The following is a 21,477-nucleotide window of genomic DNA, read 5'->3' as shown; positions in this document are numbered from 1 at the left end:
GTGCGGCCGGGGGTCGGCCGCACGCGTGTTCTTGGGAAATGGACGGGATCAGCCGCCGTACTGGCGCTCGTAGGCCGAGTTCATGACCTCGAGAACCTTCTGGTAGCCCATGTTGTTCAGGGCCTCCATGTAGTCATCCCAGTCTTCCTTGACGTCGCCTGTGCCAAGGATCCAGGCCTGCTGACGCTCCAGCATGTAGGTCTGGATCGACGGGTAGTACCGGTCGTAGACCTCCTGCTCTTCCTTGTTGAAGGACACGCCAAGGAACTGCTCGACCAGCAGGTCTTCGGTGTCGTAGAGCTTGATGCCTTCGCGGGCCGACTCGCGGGTCCACTGCCATTCATAGCGGTAGTCCTGCGGGTAGCCGCGATAGACCTGCGCGCCTTCCAGGTACATCTGGCTGTTGACCGGGCGGCCCGAGTCCAGCACCTCCGGCTTGTAGATCGGCTCGCCGTCGACCATGTCCCAGGTCTTGCCCTCGACCCCGAAATTGGCCAGCAGCGCGCCCTCTTCCGAGAACCAGTAGTCGAAATACTTGATGGTCTCGACCGGATGATCGTTGGTGTAGCTGATCGCCCAGCCGTCCGGTTTCATCGGAATGCGGCGGTTTTCCTCGATCCGCTTTCCCGACACCGATTTCGGCGGCAAGAACGGAACGAAGTTGAAGCCCTCGACCTTGTCGGCCAGCGCCACATTGTAGCCCGAGGTAGAGGCGAACCAGTCATGCGTCATGCCGCCCAGGTTCTCGCCCAGCAGGTAGTCGCGCGCCGAGGAGCCACGGGTGAAGAGTTCGGCGTCGATCAGGCCCTCATCATACCATTGCGCGATATTGGCCAGGCCGTCGCGATAGGCTTCCTGTGCGTAGGGGTGCACCACCTTGCCGTCCTTGAGGTAGAACTGGTGGTAGACATCGGCCCCGGTCGAACGCGCGTCCCAGAGCGTCAGAAGGCGCAGGACCTCTTCCCAGTCACGGACAAAGAAGGGGATTTCGTCCTTTACGCCGTTGCCGTTCGGGTCCTGGTCGCGGAAGGCCACCAGCACCTCGTAAAGCTCGTCAACGTTGTCCGGTCGTTCCAGGCCCAGGGTGTCGAGCCAGTCCTGACGCACGAACCAGGCGCGGGCATACTTGCCGTCCGGAAGATACGGGATGTAGTAGACGTTGCCGTCATAGGCCGAGATCGCGTCCCAGATCTCGGGGTGCTCGTCGAACCAGGCTTGGATGTTGGGCGCGTGTTCCGCGACCAGATCGTTGAGCGGCACGAAGGCGCCCTGCGGGCCGTATTCGTTGACCGGCTGGCGGATGTTGGCGCCGCCCACGATGTCGGGCAGGTCGCCGGTGGCCAGCAGCAGGTTCATCGCTTCCGCGTTGTCGGTCGTGTTGCGGCCCGACGTCTTGTCGATCAGGTGTATGTTGGTCTGTTTGCGCGCCACTTCCTCGACCGGGTAGATCTTGGAGGTGTCGCCGCCCGGCCCGTAGCCCTGGGCCCGGGCCCAGTGCATGTGGACCGTCAGTTCCAGCGGCTCGTCGACGATCGGCAGGTCGATGTCCTGCGCCACGGCCGGGCTCGTCAGGGCTGTGGTTCCAAGGATGGCAGCGGCTGCCAGGTTGAAGGTTCGCATGGTATCCTCCCTTTTGCGACTCTGTGAAGTTCGGGGTCGTTTCGGTCGAAGCCCCCGGTCACAGGGGCTTGCGACAATTGCTCACTCCTTCACGCCACCCAGCAGGATGCCCTTGCTGAAATACTTCTGGAGGAAGGGATAGATGAGCAGGATCGGAATGATGGAGCAGACGATGATGGCGGCGGTCACGGTCTCGACCGAATAGGCCGCGGTCAGCAGCGTCGTGGCGAATTCCTCGTCGTCCGAAAGCTCCACGATGACCTTGCGCAGGTAGACCTGTAGCGGGATCTTTTCTTCGTCCTGCAAGAGCACCATGGCCCAGAAAAACCCGTTCCAGCGCGACACGACACAGAAGAGCGCGACGGTGGCGATGGCCGGTTTGCTGAGCGGGACGTAGACCTTCCAGAGCACCTGGAATTCATTGGCCCCGTCCATCCGCGCGGCCTCTTCAAAGGACTTCGGGATGCCCTCGAAGAAGTTGCGCAGCAGGATGATGTTGAACCCGTTGACCGCGAAGCCGATGATGATGCCGAAGTAGCTGTCCAGCAGGCCGAGATCGCGCATGTTCAGGAAGAACGGGATCAGACCGGCGTTGAACCACATGGTAAAGGCCACCACCAGGTTCCAGAACCGCCGCCCGTAGAGCTGGGGCTTGGACAGGGCATAGGCGCCGGGAATGATGAACGCGAGGCTCATCAAGGTGCCGCCGATCGTGTAGATGAAGGTGTTCTTGTACGACGACCAGAACAGCGGCTCGCTCAGGACCTGCTTGTAGGCTTCCAGCGTGAACCCGACCGGAGTCAGGATCACATTGCCGGCGCGGGCCTCCATTCCGGCGCTCATCGACAACGAGGCGATGTAGATGAACGGGTAGAGGGTCGAGAGGGTGAACAGGCCGATGAGAACCATGTTCAGGATGACGAACATCTTGTCGCCGCGTGAATAGAGATTCATGTTGGTCATGACTGGCTCTCCCCCTTACCAGAGCGAGGTGCGCGAGTAGCGCTTGGAGATTGCGTTCGCCGTCATCACCAGGACGAAGGCCACCACCGCGTTGAACAGGCCCGCTGCCGCGGCAAGGTCGTACTGGCCGCCCTGGATGCCCTGGCGATAGATGAAGGTGTTGACGACGTCGCCGGTCTCGTAGGTGGCCGGCTGGTAGAGCAGGATGATCATCTCGAAGCTGATCTCCAGCATGTTGCCGATCCGGATGATGAGCATGATGATGATGGTCGGCAGGATCGACGGCAGGGTGATCTTCCACATCATCTGCCAGCGGCTTGCGCCGTCCACGACCGCGGATTCGTAGAGCGTCGGAGAGACACCCGCGATGGCCGCGAGGTAGACGATCGACTGGAACCCCGCCTCCTGCCAGATGCCGGTGCCGACGAAGATCGGGCGGAACCATTCCGGCTTGGTCAGGAAGTAGATGGGGTCCATCCCCAGCCATCCGAGGATGGTGTTCACGATGCCCGCGCTTGGACTGAAGGCCGTGATGACGATACCCGCGATGATCACCGAAGAGACAAAGTGCGGCAGATAGACGATGGTCTGTGCCGTCTTCTTGAAGCTCTGCTTGAGGATCTCGTTGAACATCAGCGCGAGCAGGATTGGCATCGGGAAACCGAAGATCAGGCCGTAGAAGCTGATGATGATCGTGTTGCGCAGCGCGCGGATGAACTGGTCGTTGCCGAACAGGGTCTGGAAATGCTCCAGCCCGATCCAGGGGCTGTCCGCGACACCGCGGAAGATCGAGTAGTCCTTGAAGGCGATCTGCAACCCGTACATCGGCTTGTATAGAAAGATCGCCAGCCAGAGGATTGTCGGGATCAGCATCACGTATAGCTGCCATTCCCGCTTCAGGTGGTCGCCCACCCGCTGCATGGTGTTGGGCTTGCGGCGGCGCTGGGCCTCCTTGGCATCGAAGACCAGTTCCTCGGTCGTCGGTCCGGCGGCACCGGTAAAGTTGGGATCGTTGGTCATTGTTCCAGCACCTGCCCCGGCAGCACCTCGCCGGACTTGGCGTCGAAGACCTTCACGAGGTGGGGTTCGATGGTGAACCCGCGGATCCCGTCCAGCACATGCATCTGGCCGACGGTGTCGGTACGGATGACAAAGGGTTCGCCTTGCAGGCTGGCATGGATCAGCGCCTCCGACCCCAGCGTTTCCACGAGGTCCACGTCGAGATTGATCAGGTTCGGATCGTCCTGGTTCGCGACGGCGACGAACTCGGGGCGGATGCCGAGGATGACTTCCTGCCCGACTGCGTTGGTCAGCGACGGAATTTGCTGAAGCTGGACGCGCTGGCCGTCGAATTCGGCCACCGGCCCCTGATCGCCGGCAACGACCGTGGCCTTGACCATGTTCATCGGCGGGGATCCAAGGAAGCCAGCGACAAAGGTGTTGGCCGGGTTCAGGAACAGCTCCATCGGAGAGCCGATCTGCTCGATCCGGCCGTCATGCATGACGACGATCCGGTCAGCCAGCGTCATCGCCTCTACCTGGTCGTGGGTGACGTAGATCGAGGTCGCGCCAAGCCGCTTGTGCAGGCGCTTGATTTCGGCGCGCATCTGGGTGCGCAGTTTGGCGTCGAGGTTCGATAGCGGCTCGTCGAACAGGAACACCTTGGGGCGGCGCACGATGGCGCGGCCCATGGCGACCCGCTGGCGCTGGCCGCCGGACAGGTCCGCCGGGCGACGCTCGAGGTAGGGCGTCAGGCCGAGAATGCCGCCGACCTCTTCCACCGAAGACGCGATCTTGTCCTTGCTTTCCTTGCGGATACGCAGGCCGAAGGCGATGTTGTCCGCGACGTTCAGGTGCGGATAGAGCGCGTAGTTCTGGAACACCATCGCCACGTCCCGATCTTTTGGTGCGACGCGGTTCACGTGACGGCCGTCGATGGTCAGATCGCCGTCCGAGATCTCCTCCAGTCCCGCGATCATGCGCAACGTGGTGGACTTGCCGCAGCCGGATGGCCCGACCAGCACGACGAATTCCTGCTCCTGAACTTCGAGGTCGATCCCGTGAACGACCTGGACAGCCCCGTAAGCCTTGACGAGTCCTTTAAGAGTAACGCCGGACATATCCCCTCCCGCTTTCCGCATCGCCTCCCAGTGATGCGTTGATGCCACCGGCCGATTCGTGGCCGTGCAATCTGGTATACTAGTAACTAAACTGGTATACTAGTCTAAATTTGGGTGGGCATCCCCCGGGACTTGGGCTAAAACCCTATTGCGCACGTCAAACGGCGCGCCATTTGGCGTGAACGCTTGGGCCGGCGCATATGCAGGAGAAGAGAGATGGTTCAGACGGCCCCGGTGGGAGAGCGGCGAACAAGCGTCGACGACATATTCGACTACCTTTACGACGAAATCAGCGGCCTGCGGCTGCGCCCCGGAGACAGGATTTCCGAGGCGGACATCGCCGCACGTTTCGGCGTGTCCCGTCAGCCCGTGCGCGATGCGTTCAACCGCCTTGCCAATCTTGACCTGCTGCTGATCCGCCCACAGCGCGCCACCGAGGTGAAACGCTTCTCGATGCGCGAGATCGAGAAATCCCGCTTCGTGCGCGCCTCGGTGGAGAAAGAGGTGCTGCGCCGCGCCGCTGAACGCTGCGACGGGGTCCAAGCGGCCCAGCTGGATGCGGCGCTGATCCAGCAGGAAGCGGTCGTGAAGGCGGGGGACTTCGACGCCTTCGGTGCGCTGGACTATGAGTTCCACAAGACTCTCTGCGCCATCGCCCAGGCCGAGTTCGCCTTCGACGTGATCCTCGCCGAGAAGTCCAAGGTCGACCGACTGTGTGTGCTGGGGATGGACAAGGAATCCCGCATGCCCGAGCTGGTGGACGACCATCGCGCCATCGCAGAGGCGGTGAAGGCGCACGACCCCGAGCGCGCGGTCGCCGCCGGCGTGCTGCACCTCTCGCGCCTCGACGAGACGATCAATCGCATCTCAACCAACAATGCAAACTACTTCGAACCGGAAGACCGCTGAGCCACCAAGCGCAGCGCGCCTGAACTGAACGGACCCCATCGTGACAACCGAAATGCCGCCGGCTGCGCAGGCCGGCGCCCGATCTCCCACGGCCAGGGATGTTCTGACCCTGGCCTGGCCCATGACCCTCAAGGCGATCATGCTGCACGGCACCGTCGTGATCGACGCCTACCTCGTCGCGGGGCTGGGCGAGGCGTCGCTTGCGGCCATGGGACTGGCCGCGGCCGTCTCGGGTTTTATTCTGGGCGGCATCCTTGCCTTCTCCAACGCCATGCAGATCCGAACGGCACAGGCCGCCGGCTCTGGCGATCCCGTCTACCTCAAGTCCGCCCTCGCCGCGGGGCTGACCATCAGCCTGCTGGTCGGGGCTGCCGGTCTTGCCGCGATCACCGTGTTCGGCGGCCCTGTCGTCGCCGCAATGGCCCCAAGCGCCGAGGTTGCGGGGCTGGCCACGCGCTACCTTTCGATCTTCTCGCTCGTCATCATCGGCGAAGCCTTCGGCCAGTGCATGTCGAGTTATTTCAATGGCTGCGGGCGCACGCGCCTGCCCCTCTACAGCTTTTGCCTGTCGCTGCCGGTGAACGTGGCCGCCAGCGTCGTGCTGATCCACGGCCTTCTCGGTTTGCCCGCCTTCGGCGTGGCCGGGGCGGCGATGGGCAGCGCCATTGCCGCGTCGGTGCAGGTTGCCTTCCTCGGTGCCAACCTTCTGCGGACGGACGGTTACCTGATGCGTGTCTCGGGCTGGCGACAGACGCGTTTTGCCCCGACGCTGAAACGGCACTTCGTCTTTGCCCTGCCGATTGCCGCCACCTTCTTCAGCGCAACCTTCGCCACCCATGTCTGCACGCTGATCTACGCCAATCTCAGCCTTAACGCCTTTGCCGCGATGACTCTGATCGCGCCCTGGATCATGGTGACGGGCACGATCGGGATGCAATGGGCGCAGGCCTCCGGGATCATCGTGGCGCAGCTTTTGGGGCAACGGCAGCCCGCGGCGGTGCTGGATGCCTTCCTGTCGCGCGCTTGGCGTGGCGCCTTTGTCGCGGCGGGTTTTGTCGCTTTGCTCCTTGCAGGTGTCTGCCTGTCCGCAAACCTCCTGTACCAAGACCTGAGCGTCGAGACCCGCTCCACGCTTCTGGCCTTTCTTCCGATCCTGTTGATCCTGCCATTTCCGAAGGGATCGAACGCGATATGCGGCAACACACTCCGGGCCAGCGGCGACACGATCTATGTCATGCACATCTTCGTCTGGTCTCAGTGGCTGTTCCGGGTGCCTGCCACGGCGCTCGCCGTCCTCTGGCTGGACCTGCCTGCGGTCTGGGTCCTGTCGCTGCTGCTGGTGGAGGAGTTGGTGAAGTTCCCGGCCTTTCACGCGAGGCTCTACAAAGGGGCGTGGAAACAGGCAACACTATCGGAGTAGCATCGACGGGATGATTGGACGGTCTGACCAGCCCAGCCAAGGAAATAGTCATGGACGCGCATCCTCAATTCGCCGACACGCCTTTTCCAGTGCGGACATTCCTTGCCGGGTTCGACCTGGCCATCCTCTCTCCGCTTGATGCCGATGAGGACTTCGCGGCGATCGACGAGTCCCGACCGGTTCTGGATGGCCTATTCGGTGACAATTGGCCAAAGGGCGTGACTTATGAAAGCAACCTCGCCGATCTGGCCCGGCACGAACGTGAGTTTGAAGCGCGTTTTGCGTTTTCCTGGACGATCCGGTCGTCCGATGAGGCCTATCTCGGCTGCGCCTATTTTCGTCCGACGCATGGGGTCACAGGTGTCGGACGCGCGGCATATTGGATTCGTGAAGGACCGGACAGAGTTGACCTGCTCAGAGCATTTGGCCCGGCCTTTCGGAAGTGGCTAGGTCAGTTTTTGCCCGACGAGTTTGAAGTGAAGTGGTTCTGCAACGACTGGGATGTTCGACGGATTTCGTGACGAAGATCGCACAAACTTGTATCCTTGAACCCGCCTACGCTCATCCCGATCAGAGGTCCACATTCACGCTGCTGCCGGATTGCGAAGACAAATGGATGGCCTCGATCACCCGATGAGACCGTAGCGCCTCACGCGCTGTCACAAGTGGCTTGCCGCCAGAGCGCACGGATTCCACGAAATCGCTGATCACGGCGCCATGCCATTCGTGATTGCCGGTCAGCGGACGAACCGGCCCGGCCTGCGCGGCCTGCGCCTCGGTCTCTATGCGGCCGTCGCGCCAGCTGACCTCCAGTCCGTTCTTGTCGATCTTGAGACTGGCGTTTTCGTGGTGCAGCCGGATCACCTCGGTTCGATGCGGAAACATCGCGGTGCTGGCGACAAAGGTGCCGACGGCCCCGCAGGCGAATTCCAGCCCCGAAACCGCCAGATCCTCGGCCTCCATCTGGTGCAACGGTGTGGTCGCGGTCATCGCCTGGACACGCGTCACCGGGCCCGTGAGGCTGAGCGCAAGGTCGATGGAATGCACCGCATTGGTGATCATCACGCCGCCGCCGTCGCGGTCATAGGTTCCCCGCCCAAGTTCATCGTAGTAGGACTGATCGCGCCACAACGGCACGGAAATCTCGACCAGCCCGAGTGCCCCCAGCGTCCCGCCAGCCACAAGGCGCGCGGCCGCACGCGACGGGGCCCGTACACGGTGCTGGAACAACACCCCAAGCGTGACCCCGGCGCGCTCGCAGATCTCTGCAATCTCGCAAGCCTCCTGCACCGTGCGTGCGACCGGCTTTTCCAGCAGGATGTGCTTGCCTGCCCGCACCAGCGGCTCGATCACAGCCTTGCGGACATTCGGCGGCGTGGCGACAATCGCGATCTCGACAGACGGGTCATTCGCGACCGCGGCTAGGTCTGCGGTAAATGCCGGGGGTGGCCCGTCATAGAATTCCGCAAGCGGGCGTGCCTTGTCCGGATTGCGTGAGACGATCGCCTTGAGGTCTGCAATGTCCTGCATGGCGCCCAACGCGCGGATGTGCGTCTTGGCAATCATGCCGGCACCGATCAAGGCGATGCCAATCGGGCCGGTCTCTGTGGGTTCGGTCATTCGGTCGGCTTTCTTGCCCCTGTGCGTCTCTGGCGCGACGCCATTATGCGGACGGGGTGGTGTCAGTAATTCCACATCGTCCCGTCTTCCAGCCGGACGACCGGATGAACGCCGGGAGCATATTCGTAGCGCGCGGCCTCCCGTTCATCGAAATCGACACCAAGGCCCGGTGCGTCGCTGACATGGACCATGCCGTTTTCCATCCGGTGTTCCGACGGGAACAGCGCGTCACACTCCGGCGTGCCCAGCACCAGGTATTCCTGCACGCCGAAGTTCGGCGCCCAGGCGTTCAGGTGATGCTGTGCGGCCATGGAAATCGGCGAGTGGCTGGGGGCGCCATGGAAACCGGTGCGAACGTGATGCAACCCGGCAAGATCGACGATCCGGCGCGTATGCGTAATGCCGCCGCAATAGGTGACGGCCACACGGATGAAATCAATCAGTTCGGCCTCGATCATCTTGTTGCAGTCCCAGATCGAGTTGAACACCTCTCCGATGGCGATGGGTGTGGTCGAATGCTGCCGGATCAGGCGCAACGCGTCCTGATCCTCGGCCGGGGTCGGATCTTCCATCCAGAACAGCCGCACGGGTTCGACCGCCTTGGCGAATTCCGCCGCCTCGCGGGGGAGCAGACGGTGGTGGACGTCGTGCAGGATATGCAACTCCGGGCCAAACCGGTCACGGATTTCGGCCAGCGCATCGGGCATGTAGCGGATGTAGCGATCCGTATCCCAGACCTCGACCTTTGGCTGGATGCCGGTGTAGTCGGTGATGTAATTCTTAACGTCGCCCTTTTTCTCGGGCACCGCGTAACTGGCAGAGGGCATTCCCGGGATGCCGCATTGCACGCGCACCGCCTTGTAGCCCTGCTCGACATAATGGGCGACCGAGTCCATCAGATCCTCAAGATCGGCGCCCGTGGCATGGGCATAGACCATCGCGCCTTCACGGCTTTTTCCGCCCAGCAATTGGTAGACCGGCATGTTCGCCAGCTTGCCCTTGATGTCCCACAGCGCCATGTCGATGGCTCCGTAGGCCGCCATGGCAATCGGCCCCCGCCGGAAATAGGCGCCGCGATAGAAGAACTGCCAGATGTCTTCGATGTTCCGCGGGTCTTTCCCGATCAAGTTCGGGATCAGGTAGTTTTCAAGGTAATGCGCCGGCAGCGTTTCGCGGTTGTTCAGCGTGGCGTCACCAAGCCCATGGACGCCCTGATCGGTCTTGATCTTGAGCGTGACGTAGTTCTTCTTCGGCCCGCCGACAAAGACCTTGGCATCGGTGATTTTCATCGTGCGCCTCCCTGCCCCAGCGCCGGTACGTCGGTCGCGGTGCCACCGCTGCGGATCAGGTCGATGATCTGCTGGTACTGCGCGCCCTCGCGAAACGTAGGATACGCCGGGGCGCTTTGCCCCTGAATGTCGCGGACGAAATCCCGGGCGAGGACATGCCAGCAAAGCTCTGTTTCTCCGGCCACGTCCGGCGTGGCGGCGACGATATCGTCGGGCAGCGGCAAATCGCTCCAGCCGGTTTCGCGGGTGTAGTGCGAAAGCTGCCCGCTGCCGTAATGGCCTTTGAGGTAGATCGCGCCCTCGGTGCCATAGAACACGATGTGATCGTCGCCAAAGCGCGGCACCAGCCCGCCATGTTTGAACAGGACCGAAACCGGGCGTTCGGCCAAGGCGCTGTCGATCTGCGCCATGACGGTATAGGACCATTCCACGTTGCTCTCGCCCCATTTGAGCGACGGATCGTTCAGGTCCTTCGGGATGTGCTGCCGGCGCGTTGCGAAATTATGCACCCCCTCGACAATCGGCGCGCGGCCCAGGTCGTCCCGGACCTCCCCGGTCAGTTGAATGATTTCGTCACCGATCACGTCGGTCACGATCGACAGCGTGTGGGTAAAGTTGTTGTTGAGCCGCCCGCCACCCGCTTCGGCACGGTGCGACCAGCCAAAGGGGATGTCACGTTCAAGGTTGAAGTGTGAAATGCACTCGACCTCTGTCGGGGCACCTATGGCGCCCTCGGCAACAAGCCGTTTGGCGTGCTGGACGCTGGGCGTATAACGGAAACTCGCGGCGTAGGCGGTCTTGACACCCCTGGCCTGTGCAAGATCGCGCAGTTCCACGGCCGAAACCCCGGTTGCGGTCATCGGCTTGTCACAAAAGACGTGACAGCCATGGGCGATGGCCTGCTTGATCGGGTCGTAATGTGCTCCGCCGGGTGTCGCGATCGAGACGATGTCAGGCTTGCAGGCGTCAAGCGCCTTCGCCCAATCCGTCCCCGCGTAAGAAATGTCCTTCTTGTCAGCGACTGCACGGACCACATGCTCTGTCCGTCCGACCATCCCCACGACATCTGCGCCGGCTGCCCGGAACGCATCGGCATGCCCCTCGCCGGCAAAGCCTGTGCCATGCACAAGCACTTTGAGTGTGTCGCTCATCGTGGTCCTCCCCTGCTTGGCGAGATACTAGTATTCCAGTTTGCGAGTTGCAATACTAGTATTCTAGGCGTCTATGAGATCAGGCGAGGCGCGGAGGGCCCGGAAAATTGCTCGCTGCTCCGGCATTCGTGAGAACCGGCCTACAAACGGGCGAAACGCCAGTTCTTCACCGGCTGGCGCGCAGCAATGCGTCAAACGCCAGAAAAGGTCCGCCTTCGGACCTGCATGCGCCGCAAGACGCAGGCCACCTCCCGCTTCCCCGGTTGGCGCCGCTTACGTCTTCGAGGGGAATCTATCCACGCGAGAAGACCATAGCGTCGCTCGGAGGCACATGACCAATGCCGCGGGATGGCCCAGATGGAAAGGGACTGGGCACGGCAGATAGCAGGCCCTTCGTGTAGGGATGGCGGGGCGATCGCAGCACTTGCGCGGTCTCGCCCATTTCGACAACCTCGCCCCGGTACATGACCGCTATCCGGTGGCTGACACGTTCGACGACGGCGATGTCGTGCGAGATGAACAAGAATGCGATCCCCAGCCTGTCCTGAAGATCCTGCATCAGCGTCGTGACCCGGGCGGCGGTCGAGACATCAAGCGCGGATACGGCTTCGTCTGCGACGATCACCTTTGGCGAGACGGACAGCGCGCGTGCAAGGCAGAGCCTCTGGCGCTGGCCGCCCGAGAACTGGTGCGGATAGCGGTCGGCAGCCGAGGCATCAAGCGTCACCATGTCCAGCAGATCAGCAGCCAGTTTCGTGCGGGCGGCCCCTTGCAGGCCGCTGTGCAGATAGGCCGGTTCGGTGATCAGATCGCGGACTTTCATGCGGGGATTGAGGCTGGCGAATGGGTCCTGAAACACCATCTGTACGTTCGCCCGGGCCTGTTGCAGGGCCTGTGCGTCAAGTTCGGTGATCTCCCTGCCGTCCAGGATCACCCGGCCGGCATCCGGCTCGATCAGGCGCATGAGGGCGCGCGACAGGGTGGACTTGCCACAGCCGGACTCCCCCACGAGCCCCAAAGTCTCTCCGGGGCGGATCTCGAACGACACGTCCTTGACCGCGGGCACCTTGACCTTCGGCTTCAGGAATCCGCCGCTGCGGGCAAAGCTTTTTGACAGGCCTTCGACCTTCAGTACCGGCGCCACGGACGGAACCTGCGGTCTCAAGGGCGACTGGCCCAGCTTGGGCGTCGCCGCCATGAGATCGCGCGCGTATTGCGACTGGGGCGCATTGAAGAGGGTCCTGGTATGGGCGACCTCCTCGGTGTTGCCGTGCCGCATGACGACCACACGATCGGCGACTTCCGCCACCACGCCCATGTCATGGGTGATGAACAGGATTGCCATGCCGATTTCCCGTTGCAGGCTTTTCAGCAGCTTCAGCACCTCGGCCTGCGTGGTGACGTCCAGCGCGGTTGTCGGCTCGTCGGCGATAAGCACGTCCGGGCGGCAAGCCAGAGCAATGGCAATCATCACCCGCTGCCGCAACCCGCCGGACAGTTCGTGCGGATACTGGTCCAGCCGGCGCGCCGGATCGGGGATGCGCACCTGGTCCAGCGCGCGTTCCCCGGCAATGCGGGCCTCGGCCCGGCTCAGCCCCTGGTGACGGCGCAGCACCTCGCCCAGTTGCTCGCCGATCCGCATGACCGGATTCAGCGAGGTCATCGGCTCCTGGAAGATCATCGAGACGCGGTTGCCCCGATACGCCTGCATGGCGCGGTCGGACAGTTGCGCCAAGTCGACCGGCGCCTGCGCACCCAACCGGATTTGCCCGGAGGTGATGCACCCACCCTCGCGTTCGATCAGGCGCATCACCGACAGCGCGGTGGCCGATTTTCCGGAGCCGGACTCACCGACCAGCGCCAGCGTTTCCCCGGCGTGAATGTCGAAGGACAGATCGCGCACGGCGGTATGACTGCCAAAGGCGATCGAGAGCGATTTCACGGAAAGGACGGGAGCATCAAGCATGGGTCAGAACCGCCCCATCGGGGGCGTCCAGCGCCCTGCTGTCGGTGTGATGCGCGCCTCGAACGGATCCTTGCCGAAGACTTGCCAATGCACCGTGTCCGACAGTTCCAGCATACCCCATGCACCGGCGGGGGTGCCCTGGGTGGTAAAGCTTTCGGTGAGGCTCTGCTGGGTCAGATGGGTGATGCCGTTGACCGTGGTCACCGTGTTCCAATGGACGTGTCCGGCGATGCAGACCACCGGCACGCCCGCCTGTGCCAGCGCCTGCCGGACGCGCGGGCTTTCGGGATAGCGTGAGACCTCTTCGTTGCGTTCGAACCAGTAGTTCCCGGTCTGACCATGTCCGGACACCGGCACATGGCTGGCCACGAGGGTCGGTTTCTCCGCAGCCTGCATGGTGCGCGACAGCCAGAGCAGGTCGCTTTCCGGCAGGGTAAAGCGGTGGAGGCTTTCGCTGCGGGTGATCTTGGGGTCGGCGCGCCACAGGGCAATTTGCCAGTCACCGCAATCCAGAAGCTGGTTCTGCAGGCTTTGTCCAAGGATATCCTCGTTCTGGGCGGTGCTCAGGTAGTCCCGGTCATGGTTGCCGTTGACGTGATGCACCGGGGCCTTGACCGCCTTGAAGGCCTCGGCCACCTCGGACTCCAGCCGCAGGTCGGTTTCCTCGTCGACGTCGGAAATGCGATCGCCCAGATCAAGCACGAGATCGGGCGCTTCGGCATTGGCCCAGTCTGCGAATTCGGCCATCAGCGCGAGCGCGGCATCCCCGCGTTTGCTCTGGGCCGGCTCGCCGTGGTGAATGTCGGTGACGATGGCGATGCGAAGGGTCATGTGTCTGGTCCTGAAGGGAGGGGTGGCGCGCCCCGGTCAGGGACGCGCCGGAACGGTTCAGCTGTCGGCAAGCGCGATGGCGCCGGCGCGGAAGTCCAGCACGTAGGGGATGTGGCCGGGCTGCGGCGCCCAGTCGATGCCCTTGTTCATGCCCCAGCTTTCAAAGGGCCGGTACAGCGGCAGAACCGGCGGATCCTGCTTGATGCGGTCCATCAGCTCGGCATAGGCGGCCTTGCGCTCTTCGATGTCCTTGGAAAAGCGGAAGCGTTCCCAGATCGCCGCGTATTCCGCATCGGTGTTGAAGCGGCCCGAGCCCTCGGAGGGGCCGTTGGGCGCCCACATCACCCCGAACGAGCCGAACGGATCTGCAAAATACATCGGGTTCGACCAGCTGCGCGCCATCAGGTCGGGGCTAGCGCCCGTCCAGGTTTCGGTCACGTTCACGCGGCCCTTGATGCCGACCTCGGCCCACATCTCGGTGATGGCCTGCGCGGCCAGAACACCATTGGTGTAGTAGACCGGGTAAGCGTCAAAGACGATTTCCTCGCCGTCGTAGGAGGATTCCGCCAGCAGCTCGCGCGCCTTTTCCGGGTTGTATTCAAAGGTGTTGAGCTCGGGCATGTGCAGCTCGCCCATCTCTTTCATCGTGTGGGTCGAGGGCACGATCGCCTTGCCCAGCCACAGCGCCTCGTTCAGCAGGTCGCGGTCGATCGCCATCGACATGGCCTGGCGGATCTTGGGGTCGACCAGGTTGGGGTGGTTCACGTTCATGATCATGACGTGGAAGAGCGCCGTGGCCGAACCTTCGGTCTTGAGGTTCGGATCGGCGTTGATCAGGTCCAGCTGATCGGGTGCGATGTTGGTGACGATATCCGCCTCGCCGGTTTTCAGCGCGGTGATGCGGCTGGCGGTTTCGGGGATGCGGATGACGGTGGCCTGTTCCAGCGGCGCACGGTCGCCCCAGAACTCATCGAAGCGGCTGTAGACGACCTTTTGCCCCGGAACGAATTCCGAGATCGCGTAGGGGCCGGTGCCGACGGGCGCCAGCGAGAAGGCCTCGAAATCGCCGTCCTCGGCCACCTCGGGATCGCCGGACAGGGCCTTAGTATAGTCCTCGGGGATGATCATGACCTGTTGCAGCGAAACCAGCGTTTCCCACAGCGGTTCGGGGCGTTCGACCTTGATCTGAACGGTATAGTCGTCGATCTTCACCGCCTCGGCAAAGTTCGCCAGGCGGTCCTTGGAGCGCACGACATAGGGGGCAAAGGTCGCCTGGTACATCCGGTTCAGGGAAAAGACCACGTCGTCGGCGGTCATGTCTTCGCCGTTGTGGAACTTGACGCCCTCGCGCAGCTTCAGCTCCATCGTGGTGTCGTCCACCAGTTTCCATTCGGTGGCCAGCGCGGGCACCCATTCCGGTTCCAGCTTGGAATGGTCGCGATCGATCAGCGTGTCGAAGCTATTGTAGTAGAACTGCGAGCCCACGTTCGAATGGTCGCGGCCCGGATCGAGGTAGTCCGAGATATTGGCCGCGCCGACGGTGATCGACTGGGCAAGGGCCGAGCCAGCCAGAAGAGTGGCGGCGGTGGTCATCAGAAGGGTCTTCATGGGTTTCTCCATTGAGGAAGGTTGAAGGGCGTCTTCGGCCTCTTGGTTAGCGGTCGCGCAGGCGGACATCGGCGCGGTCACGCAGCCAGTCGCCAAGGATCTGCACGGAAAAGGTGACGAGGATGATCAGCACGGCGGGCGCGATCACCATCCAGGGGGCGGTGGGCATGTAGTCGCGGCCATAGCCGACCATGCTGCCCAGCGTGGCGGTGGGCGGCTGCACCCCAAGGCCCAGGAAGGACAACGTCGATTCAAGGATCACGATGTTGGACAGCGACAGGGTGAACTGCACCACCAGCGGCGAGACGATGTTCGGCAGCACATGGGTCAGCGCGATGTACCGCTGCCCGCCGCCCGAAGCGCGCGCCGCCTCGATGAAGGGCAGTTCGGTGATCTTGCGCACCTCGGCACGCACGATGCGGGCGTATTGCTCCCATCCCGCGATGCCCAGCACGCAGATCATGACAGTCAGAGACGACCCGAAGAGCGCCAGGATCAGCAGCGCCAGCAGGGTGAAGGGCACGGCGATCTGCAGATCGACGGCGGCCATGATCGCGTCTTCGGCCCAGCCGCGGCGCAACCCGGCGAACAGGCCCAGCGTTCCGCCGATCAGCAGGCCGATGGTGGCCCCCGCCAGAGCCAGCCCAAGGGTCAGTTGCAGGCCGTGCAGGCTGCGCGAGAGTACGTCGCGGCCCAGTTCGTCGGTGCCTAGGTAGAACCCGTCCTTGTAACGCTCGAACCCCAGCGGCGGGCGCAGGCGAGAGATCAGGCTTTGGGCCAGCGGATCGAACGGGGCGATCAGCGGCGCCAGCAGCGCCATCAGGACCAGGGCCAGACCGATCAGGGCCGCCGCCTTCTGGATGACATTGCTGTCGCGCCAAAGCGTCAGTGGCAGCGAGGTGCGCGACGGGATGTGGGTGGTGACGGTCATGGCTTTATCCTTTCGCCATGCGGATCCGCGGATCCGCGACGACATAGGCGATATCGGTGAGGGCATTGACGACGACCACGGCGAAGGCGACGGAGATCACTCCGAATTGCAGCACTGGGTAGTCCCGCATGATGGCGGCCGAGACGAGGAGTTCTCCGATGCCGGGCCAGCTGAAGATCGCCTCGACCACCACGTTGCCCGCCGCGGCCATGCCGGCGATCTGCAGGCCCAGCACCGACAGGACGGTGACACCCGCGTTGCGCAGCCCGTGTTTCAGGATCACGACGGTTTCCGGCAGTCCCTTGGCGCGGGCAGTGCGCATGAAATCCTGCCCCAGCACGTCCAGCATGGCGTTGCGGGTGAAACGGGTCAGCGCCGCAATCAGAACCCCGGACATGGCAATGGTGGGCATGATGAAATGCCAGGGTGTGCCGTTGCCCACCACCGGCAACCAGTTGAGAGAGAAGGCAAAGATCAGCACCATGAAGGTGGCGATGACGAAATTGGGAACCGCGTAGCCGATAAAGGCCAGCCCCATGACCGCGCTGCCGATCCAGCTGTCGCGCCACAGCGCCGCGACCACGCCCAGCGGGACGGACACCACCAGCGTCAGCGCCAGCGCGCTGCCCAGCAGTTGCAGCGTGGGCCAGATACGTTCGGCAACGATGTCGGCGACAGGACGGCGCTCGATGAAGGACAGGCCAAAATTGCCCTCGAGCACGCCGCGCAGATAGGCGAGATATTGATACCAGATCGATCGATCCAGCCCGAAATACTCGATCATCAGGGCACGGTCTTCCTCGGCCAGGCCGTCGCCAAGCGCGGTGTCCAGCGGGCTGCCCGACATCCGCGTGGCAAAGAAGACAAGGGTGATGATGGCGAAGAGGGTCAGCACCATCTTCAGCAGGGTGCGCAGGATATAGAGGGTCATTCCGGGGCTCCTGTACGGCGAAGCTGGACAAAGCGGGTGCCGACCGCCCGCGCGACGGCGCCGTCCGTGTCCGGGTTGTCCCCGACAAAGACGGCCTCTGCGGCGGCGACGCCGGTGCAAGACAGCGCCAGGGCGGCGAGGTGAGGGTGCGGTTTTCCGATGCTTTGGAAATTCAGTTCCGACAGCATGGCGCGCAGCGCGGCCAGCAGGGCGCCGGTTTCGGCGATGGGCTGGCCAGCGTGGCCGGGGTGCGCGGTGTCGGTATTGGAAACCCAGAAGACCGCGCCGCCCCGAACAAGGGCCGCCACTGTATTCAGCCTCTCCAGCGAAAGTTGCGTGTCGCGGCACAAGAGCACCAGATCAGCGGCCTCGGACGTCAGGACGAAACCAAGCCGCCGGGCCTCCAACTCCATAGCGGCGCTGGCAAACAATGCCAGGCGCGCCCCGGGATGCAGGCGTGCCAGATGCGCCAATGTCTGCTGCCCTGCCAGCAAGATCCGGTTGGCCGGGACGTTCAGCCCAAGCGTCGCGAGGTGCGTGCTCAGGTCTGCCGCGCAATGGGTCGAATTGTTGGACACCAGCCACAGCCGCTGTCCGCAGCTGGCGACGAAGGTGACGGAGTCGCTGTAGGCCCGCCCTTCCGAAACAAGACAGCCATCGAGATCGCACAGCACAAGGCGGTCCTGCGCGACCAGATCAGGCGAAAGCTGGCTGGATATCAGGTTGTTTACGGTCAGTACTGAGGCCACGGGCAAAGGCTCCCTGGGCCTCGGCGCTGGAGGCGCCGAGGCGGTTTGGTGTGGGGACAAGATTTCGTTCAGGTTCAAGTGCGACCGTTTCCGGCCTCGGCGGCACATCTGCCTGCCGGCCGTGACATGGCTGTGACAAAGCAAAGCTATGCTTTGAGAAAATCATAATCTCGCTTTGGATCGCCCATGACTATTTCCCTTCGCACCCTCGAAGCGCTCCGTTCAGTGGCCGAATCCGGCTCTTTCGCTGCGGCCGCGCGACAGTTGAACGTCACCCAGCCGGGAATCTCGCACCAGGTGCGCAAGCTGGAAGAGGACTACGGCGTGGTGCTTTTCGTACGCGAAAAGGGAAAGCTGCACCCGACGCCATTGTGCGAAAGGCTCTGCGATGCGGCCGAGCGTGTGATCACCGAGTATGAATCGCTTGAGCAGATGCTGCGGCGTCACGGGTCGCTGACCAAGGGAGAACTGTCCGTGGGGCTGGGCAACGCGATGCCCGGCATGTCGGTGATCGCCGCTTTCAACAAGGCCTATCCGCATATCGCCTTGCAGGTCACCACCGGGTCACATGACAAGATCATGCGGCAGGTCATCAACCACACCGTCGACGTGGGAATCCTGCCAGAGGTTCCCAAGGACGGACGGTTCCGTCGCAAACCCCTGTTGAAGAACAATGTCGTCGCCATCGTGACCCCGTCACACCCCCTGGCCCACGCAGATGCGGTCACATGTGAAGAACTGCTTCGCCACCGGCTGATCTTTCGAACGACCGGGTCGTCGACCCAGAAGGTTCTCGACCGCTATTTTCGGCGCCACGATGTGTCCCCGGTGCCTTTCCTGACCCTCGACAACCGGGATGGGGTCTACGAGGCGGTGGTCAATGGCATGGGCGTCGGTTTCGTCTGGAGGACGGGCACGGGGCGCAACGAGGATGTGAAACAACTCAGCTTGCTCGGAGCAGACACATCAAGCGCGGAGGTGGTCTTTGCCCCGGCCGAACGCAAGATGGAGACGCTGAATGCGCTTTTCGGACTGATCGACGGCATCGAATTGCGATAGCGCTGGCAAGCGACGTGGAACCGACTGAACGGCATTTGGGGCCAGCGCCTAATCATGTAGCGGCATCATTTGTCTCGCCGAGCAAGACTCGGCGCGGTTTGACCTGGCCCCGCGAAATTCCTCACCGTGATGTGGGGTCTGCGCCAAACTGATGTGTTCCCCGATGCCGGACCACCGGCAGTCACGGCGCCAGTACGCCAGGCGCCGTTCATGCATTAAACAATTAACCGGAACACTCAGGTGGGTCTGATCACCAGGGCGCAGGCACCTGTCACGCGCTGACGTCGGCCGTCAGTTGGTCGCTGAAGGGGAACAGCGCAGGGGTGCCGCCGCAATGCACGAACAACACATTCGATCCCTTTTCGATGGCGCCGCGCTGCGCGAGGTCAATGATCCCGGCCATCGCCTTGCCGGTATAGACAGGGTCCAAGAGCACGCCCTCGGCATGACCGGTCCGCAAGATGGCCGCGTTGCCCTGCTCGGAGGGGATGGAATAGCCCGGCCCGACATAGTCATTTTCGATCCGCAGGTCCTCGGGCGTGAACCGCTGCTCCAGATCCAGTAAATCGGCCGCATCGTTGGCCATGACGGCGATCCGCTCGGCGAACGGCACGGCGGTTCCGGTCACGGCGATGCCAAGCACCTTGGTCTCCGGCCACCAGATCGAACAGCCGACGACCATGCCCGCCAGCGTGCCGCCCGATCCGACCGGCGCACAGATGTAGTCCGGCGCCTTGCGGCCCGTTGCGGCGTATTGTTCCGACAGTTCGCGGATCGCGTTCACATATCCCATCGCGCCCAGTGCGCTGGCTCCGCCTAGCGGGATGATATAGGGCGTCTCGCCGCGTTCCTCTGCGGCGTCGGCGTGGGCCTGCATCCGCGGATTGATCTGCTCGAAATAGGCATCCGGGTCCAGGAAATCGACCTCGGCCCCCAGGATGTGATCCAGGAGCAGGTTGCCCTGCCAGGCGTCTGGACGGTTGCCGCGCAGCACCAGGATCGGCTTCATGCCGAATTTTCGGGCAGCCGCGGCGGTCATCCGCGCATGGTTCGATTGGTGCCCGCCGGTCGTGATGACCACCTGAACGCCGCGCGCCACCGCATCCGCCATCAGGAATTCCAGCTTGCGCACCTTGTTGCCACCACCGCCGAAGCCCGTGAAATCATCGCGTTTCACCGAAAGCGAGACGCCCAGTTCCGCGCTCAGGCGGGGCAGGTCCTCGACCGGGGTGGGCAGGAATCCCAGCGACAGCCGGGGCAGTTCATCGAGTTTCATGCTCGGTCCTTTCTCTTGATTGGCCCGCCGGGGCGAGTTTCCCCTTGCGTGATCGGACCTCTCTTGTCACGATATATGATATATCTTGAACGGCAACCCCTCGTTTTCTCGGTTCGCGCCACTCGGCGCTCCCTTCCGGAACGGCGGGCAAGCCGCTACGCTTGAACCGATCGAAACGGACCGCGCCATGACCGAACCTGTCTTCTCCGTCTCCGGACTCGAGGTCGCCTTTCGCGGCCGCTCCGGCTGGACCCCGGTGGTCCACGACATGTCGATGCAGATCGCGCGGGGCGAAACGCTGGCCCTCGTGGGGGAAAGCGGGTCGGGGAAAAGCGTCACCTCGCTGGCCTCGATGCGCCTGCTCGACCCGGAGACAAGCCGCATCAGGGGCAAGATCCTGCTGGAAGGCCGCGACCTGCTGGCGCTGTCGGAGCCGCAGATGCGCGGCGTGCGCGGCAACGACATGGCGATGATCTTCCAGGAGCCGATGACCTCGCTGAACCCCTCGATGAAGATCGGCGAACAGATCGCCGAGGTTCTGGAGGCGCACCAGGGCATGGACCGCAAGGCCGCCCTGGCCGAGACGCAGCGCCTGCTGGAACGGGTGCGCATTCCGGCGGCGCGGCAACGGATGGGCGAATACCCGCACCAGTCCTCGGGCGGGATGCGCCAGCGGTTCATGATCGCGATGGCGCTGGCCTGCCGCCCGCGCCTGCTGATCGCGGACGAACCGACGACGGCGCTGGACGTGACGATCCAGGCGCAGATCCTTGAGCTGATCAAGGTGCTGCAGGAAGAAGAGGACATGGCCGTTCTTTTCATCACCCATGACATGGGCGTGGTGGCCGAGGTCGCAGACCGAACCATCGTCATGTACCGGGGACGTGCCGTGGAACAGGGCCCGACAGAGGCGCTGTTCGCCGCACCGGAACAGCCCTACACCCGCGCGCTGCTGTCCGCTGTGCCCCGTCTGGGGTCGATGACCGGCAGCCGCCAGCCCGCGCGCTTTCCCCTGGTCGAGGCCGAAACCGGCA

19 protein-coding genes are annotated in these 21,477 nt (G+C 63.2%); 5 read left to right on the top strand and 14 right to left on the bottom strand.

Going from position 1 to position 21,477, the window contains the following annotated elements; genetic code table 11:
• Positions 1–48: 48 nt before the first annotated feature.
• The 4 genes from RBB42_RS23190 to RBB42_RS23175 form a co-directional block, all read right to left on the bottom strand.
• Complete coding sequence (locus RBB42_RS23190) at positions 49–1,620, bottom strand: extracellular solute-binding protein (protein ID WP_305971761.1); 1,572 nt, start codon at positions 1,618–1,620, stop codon at positions 49–51.
• Between the two features lie 81 nt (positions 1,621–1,701).
• Entirely contained in the window at positions 1,702–2,583 is an 882-nt protein-coding gene (locus tag RBB42_RS23185) for a carbohydrate ABC transporter permease (RefSeq protein WP_305971762.1), read from the bottom strand.
• Between the two features lie 15 nt (positions 2,584–2,598).
• A complete protein-coding gene (locus tag RBB42_RS23180; protein WP_305971763.1) occupies positions 2,599–3,603 on the bottom strand; it encodes an ABC transporter permease in 1,005 nt (334 codons plus the stop codon).
• The gene (locus RBB42_RS23175) at positions 3,600–4,703 is read right to left on the bottom strand and encodes an ABC transporter ATP-binding protein (RefSeq protein ID WP_305971764.1); all 1,104 of its coding nucleotides are present in this window, start codon (positions 4,701–4,703) and stop codon (positions 3,600–3,602) included. Before RBB42_RS23175 ends, RBB42_RS23180 begins: the two co-directional genes overlap by 4 nt.
• Positions 4,704–4,919: 216 nt before the next feature.
• On the opposite strand from RBB42_RS23175, the gene RBB42_RS23170 reads away from it, so the two are divergent.
• The 3 genes from RBB42_RS23170 to RBB42_RS23160 all read left to right on the top strand — a co-directional run bounded on the left by RBB42_RS23170 (position 4,920) and on the right by RBB42_RS23160 (position 7,553).
• Positions 4,920–5,612 carry a GntR family transcriptional regulator gene (locus tag RBB42_RS23170; RefSeq protein ID WP_305971765.1) on the top strand — a complete coding sequence of 231 codons (693 nt, stop codon included), beginning with the start codon at positions 4,920–4,922 and terminating at the stop codon, positions 5,610–5,612.
• 121 nt (positions 5,613–5,733) lie between these two features.
• Positions 5,734–7,032, top strand: coding sequence for an MATE family efflux transporter (locus RBB42_RS23165; protein WP_305971766.1), 1,299 nt, complete (start codon positions 5,734–5,736; stop codon positions 7,030–7,032).
• A gap of 50 nt (positions 7,033–7,082) precedes the next feature.
• Positions 7,083–7,553 (top strand): hypothetical protein, encoded by a 471-nt coding sequence (locus RBB42_RS23160; RefSeq protein WP_305971767.1) that lies wholly within the window; start codon positions 7,083–7,085, stop codon positions 7,551–7,553.
• Between the two features lie 49 nt (positions 7,554–7,602).
• Here RBB42_RS23160 and RBB42_RS23155 read toward each other — a convergent pair whose 3' ends face one another.
• The 9 genes from RBB42_RS23155 to RBB42_RS23115 form a co-directional block, all read right to left on the bottom strand.
• Positions 7,603–8,652: a Gfo/Idh/MocA family protein gene (locus RBB42_RS23155; protein ID WP_305971768.1), complete on the bottom strand. Its 1,050-nt coding sequence runs from the start codon at positions 8,650–8,652 to the stop codon at positions 7,603–7,605.
• A 62-nt stretch (positions 8,653–8,714) separates the two neighbouring features.
• The gene (gene manD / locus RBB42_RS23150; RefSeq protein ID WP_305971769.1) at positions 8,715–9,941 is read right to left on the bottom strand and encodes a D-mannonate dehydratase ManD; all 1,227 of its coding nucleotides are present in this window, start codon (positions 9,939–9,941) and stop codon (positions 8,715–8,717) included.
• Positions 9,938–11,092 carry a Gfo/Idh/MocA family protein gene (locus RBB42_RS23145; protein WP_305971770.1) on the bottom strand — a complete coding sequence of 385 codons (1,155 nt, stop codon included), beginning with the start codon at positions 11,090–11,092 and terminating at the stop codon, positions 9,938–9,940. The genes manD and RBB42_RS23145 overlap by 4 nt, the downstream gene beginning before the upstream one ends.
• A gap of 292 nt (positions 11,093–11,384) precedes the next feature.
• Positions 11,385–13,058 carry an ABC transporter ATP-binding protein gene (locus RBB42_RS23140; protein WP_305971771.1) on the bottom strand — a complete coding sequence of 558 codons (1,674 nt, stop codon included), beginning with the start codon at positions 13,056–13,058 and terminating at the stop codon, positions 11,385–11,387.
• Between the two features lie 3 nt (positions 13,059–13,061).
• Complete coding sequence (locus tag RBB42_RS23135) at positions 13,062–13,889, bottom strand: metallophosphoesterase family protein (protein ID WP_305971772.1); 828 nt, start codon at positions 13,887–13,889, stop codon at positions 13,062–13,064.
• A gap of 57 nt (positions 13,890–13,946) precedes the next feature.
• Positions 13,947–15,497 (bottom strand): ABC transporter substrate-binding protein, encoded by a 1,551-nt coding sequence (locus RBB42_RS23130; RefSeq protein WP_305971773.1) that lies wholly within the window; start codon positions 15,495–15,497, stop codon positions 13,947–13,949.
• Between the two features lie 46 nt (positions 15,498–15,543).
• On the bottom strand, positions 15,544–16,428 hold the full coding sequence (locus RBB42_RS23125) for an ABC transporter permease (RefSeq protein ID WP_305971774.1): 885 nt from the start codon (positions 16,426–16,428) through the stop codon (positions 15,544–15,546).
• A 4-nt stretch (positions 16,429–16,432) separates the two neighbouring features.
• The gene (locus RBB42_RS23120) at positions 16,433–17,359 is read right to left on the bottom strand and encodes an ABC transporter permease (RefSeq protein WP_305971775.1); all 927 of its coding nucleotides are present in this window, start codon (positions 17,357–17,359) and stop codon (positions 16,433–16,435) included.
• Complete coding sequence (locus RBB42_RS23115) at positions 17,356–18,108, bottom strand: HAD family hydrolase (protein WP_305971776.1); 753 nt, start codon at positions 18,106–18,108, stop codon at positions 17,356–17,358. Before RBB42_RS23115 ends, RBB42_RS23120 begins: the two co-directional genes overlap by 4 nt.
• A gap of 186 nt (positions 18,109–18,294) precedes the next feature.
• Between RBB42_RS23115 and RBB42_RS23110 the strand changes: the two genes are divergently transcribed.
• Positions 18,295–19,167, top strand: a complete 873-nt coding sequence (locus tag RBB42_RS23110; RefSeq protein ID WP_305971777.1) for a LysR substrate-binding domain-containing protein — start codon at positions 18,295–18,297, stop codon at positions 19,165–19,167.
• A gap of 271 nt (positions 19,168–19,438) precedes the next feature.
• Here the strand turns inward: RBB42_RS23110 and RBB42_RS23105 are convergent, their stop codons facing one another.
• Positions 19,439–20,443, bottom strand: a complete 1,005-nt coding sequence (locus RBB42_RS23105; RefSeq protein WP_305971778.1) for a 1-aminocyclopropane-1-carboxylate deaminase/D-cysteine desulfhydrase — start codon at positions 20,441–20,443, stop codon at positions 19,439–19,441.
• Positions 20,444–20,630: 187 nt separating this feature from the next.
• Here RBB42_RS23105 and RBB42_RS23100 point away from each other — a divergent pair.
• Positions 20,631–21,477: ATP-binding cassette domain-containing protein (locus tag RBB42_RS23100; RefSeq protein WP_305971779.1), on the top strand; the 847-nt coding region annotated here is incomplete at its 3' end.

This window comes from Mameliella sp. MMSF_3455, assembly GCF_030733205.1.
Taxonomy (GTDB): Bacteria; Pseudomonadota; Alphaproteobacteria; order Rhodobacterales; family Rhodobacteraceae; genus Antarctobacter.
Note: the sequence above shows the minus strand (reverse complement) of the source record. Positions and strands in the feature narration are given on the sequence as shown.

Bases quoted from the DNA above. Each gene is read 5' to 3' on its own strand.
- RBB42_RS23125 (WP_305971774.1), bottom strand. From the start codon at position 16,428: ATGACCGTCACCACCCACATCCCGTCGCGCACCTCGCTGCCACTGACG.
- RBB42_RS23170 (WP_305971765.1), top strand. From the start codon at position 4,920: ATGGTTCAGACGGCCCCGGTGGGAGAGCGGCGAACAAGCGTCGACGAC.
- RBB42_RS23180 (WP_305971763.1), bottom strand. From the start codon at position 3,603: ATGACCAACGATCCCAACTTTACCGGTGCCGCCGGACCGACGACCGAG.
- RBB42_RS23145 (WP_305971770.1), bottom strand. From the start codon at position 11,092: ATGAGCGACACACTCAAAGTGCTTGTGCATGGCACAGGCTTTGCCGGC.
- RBB42_RS23130 (WP_305971773.1), bottom strand. From the start codon at position 15,497: ATGAAGACCCTTCTGATGACCACCGCCGCCACTCTTCTGGCTGGCTCG.
- RBB42_RS23165 (WP_305971766.1), top strand. From the start codon at position 5,734: ATGACCCTCAAGGCGATCATGCTGCACGGCACCGTCGTGATCGACGCC.
- RBB42_RS23185 (WP_305971762.1), bottom strand. From the start codon at position 2,583: ATGACCAACATGAATCTCTATTCACGCGGCGACAAGATGTTCGTCATC.
- RBB42_RS23135 (WP_305971772.1), bottom strand. From the start codon at position 13,889: ATGACCCTTCGCATCGCCATCGTCACCGACATTCACCACGGCGAGCCG.
- RBB42_RS23160 (WP_305971767.1), top strand. From the start codon at position 7,083: ATGGACGCGCATCCTCAATTCGCCGACACGCCTTTTCCAGTGCGGACA.
- manD (WP_305971769.1), bottom strand. From the start codon at position 9,941: ATGAAAATCACCGATGCCAAGGTCTTTGTCGGCGGGCCGAAGAAGAAC.
- RBB42_RS23120 (WP_305971775.1), bottom strand. From the start codon at position 17,359: ATGACCCTCTATATCCTGCGCACCCTGCTGAAGATGGTGCTGACCCTC.
- RBB42_RS23155 (WP_305971768.1), bottom strand. From the start codon at position 8,652: ATGACCGAACCCACAGAGACCGGCCCGATTGGCATCGCCTTGATCGGT.
- RBB42_RS23190 (WP_305971761.1), bottom strand. From the start codon at position 1,620: ATGCGAACCTTCAACCTGGCAGCCGCTGCCATCCTTGGAACCACAGCC.
- RBB42_RS23140 (WP_305971771.1), bottom strand. From the start codon at position 13,058: ATGCTTGATGCTCCCGTCCTTTCCGTGAAATCGCTCTCGATCGCCTTT.
- RBB42_RS23105 (WP_305971778.1), bottom strand. From the start codon at position 20,443: ATGAAACTCGATGAACTGCCCCGGCTGTCGCTGGGATTCCTGCCCACC.
- RBB42_RS23175 (WP_305971764.1), bottom strand. From the start codon at position 4,703: ATGTCCGGCGTTACTCTTAAAGGACTCGTCAAGGCTTACGGGGCTGTC.
- RBB42_RS23110 (WP_305971777.1), top strand. From the start codon at position 18,295: ATGACTATTTCCCTTCGCACCCTCGAAGCGCTCCGTTCAGTGGCCGAA.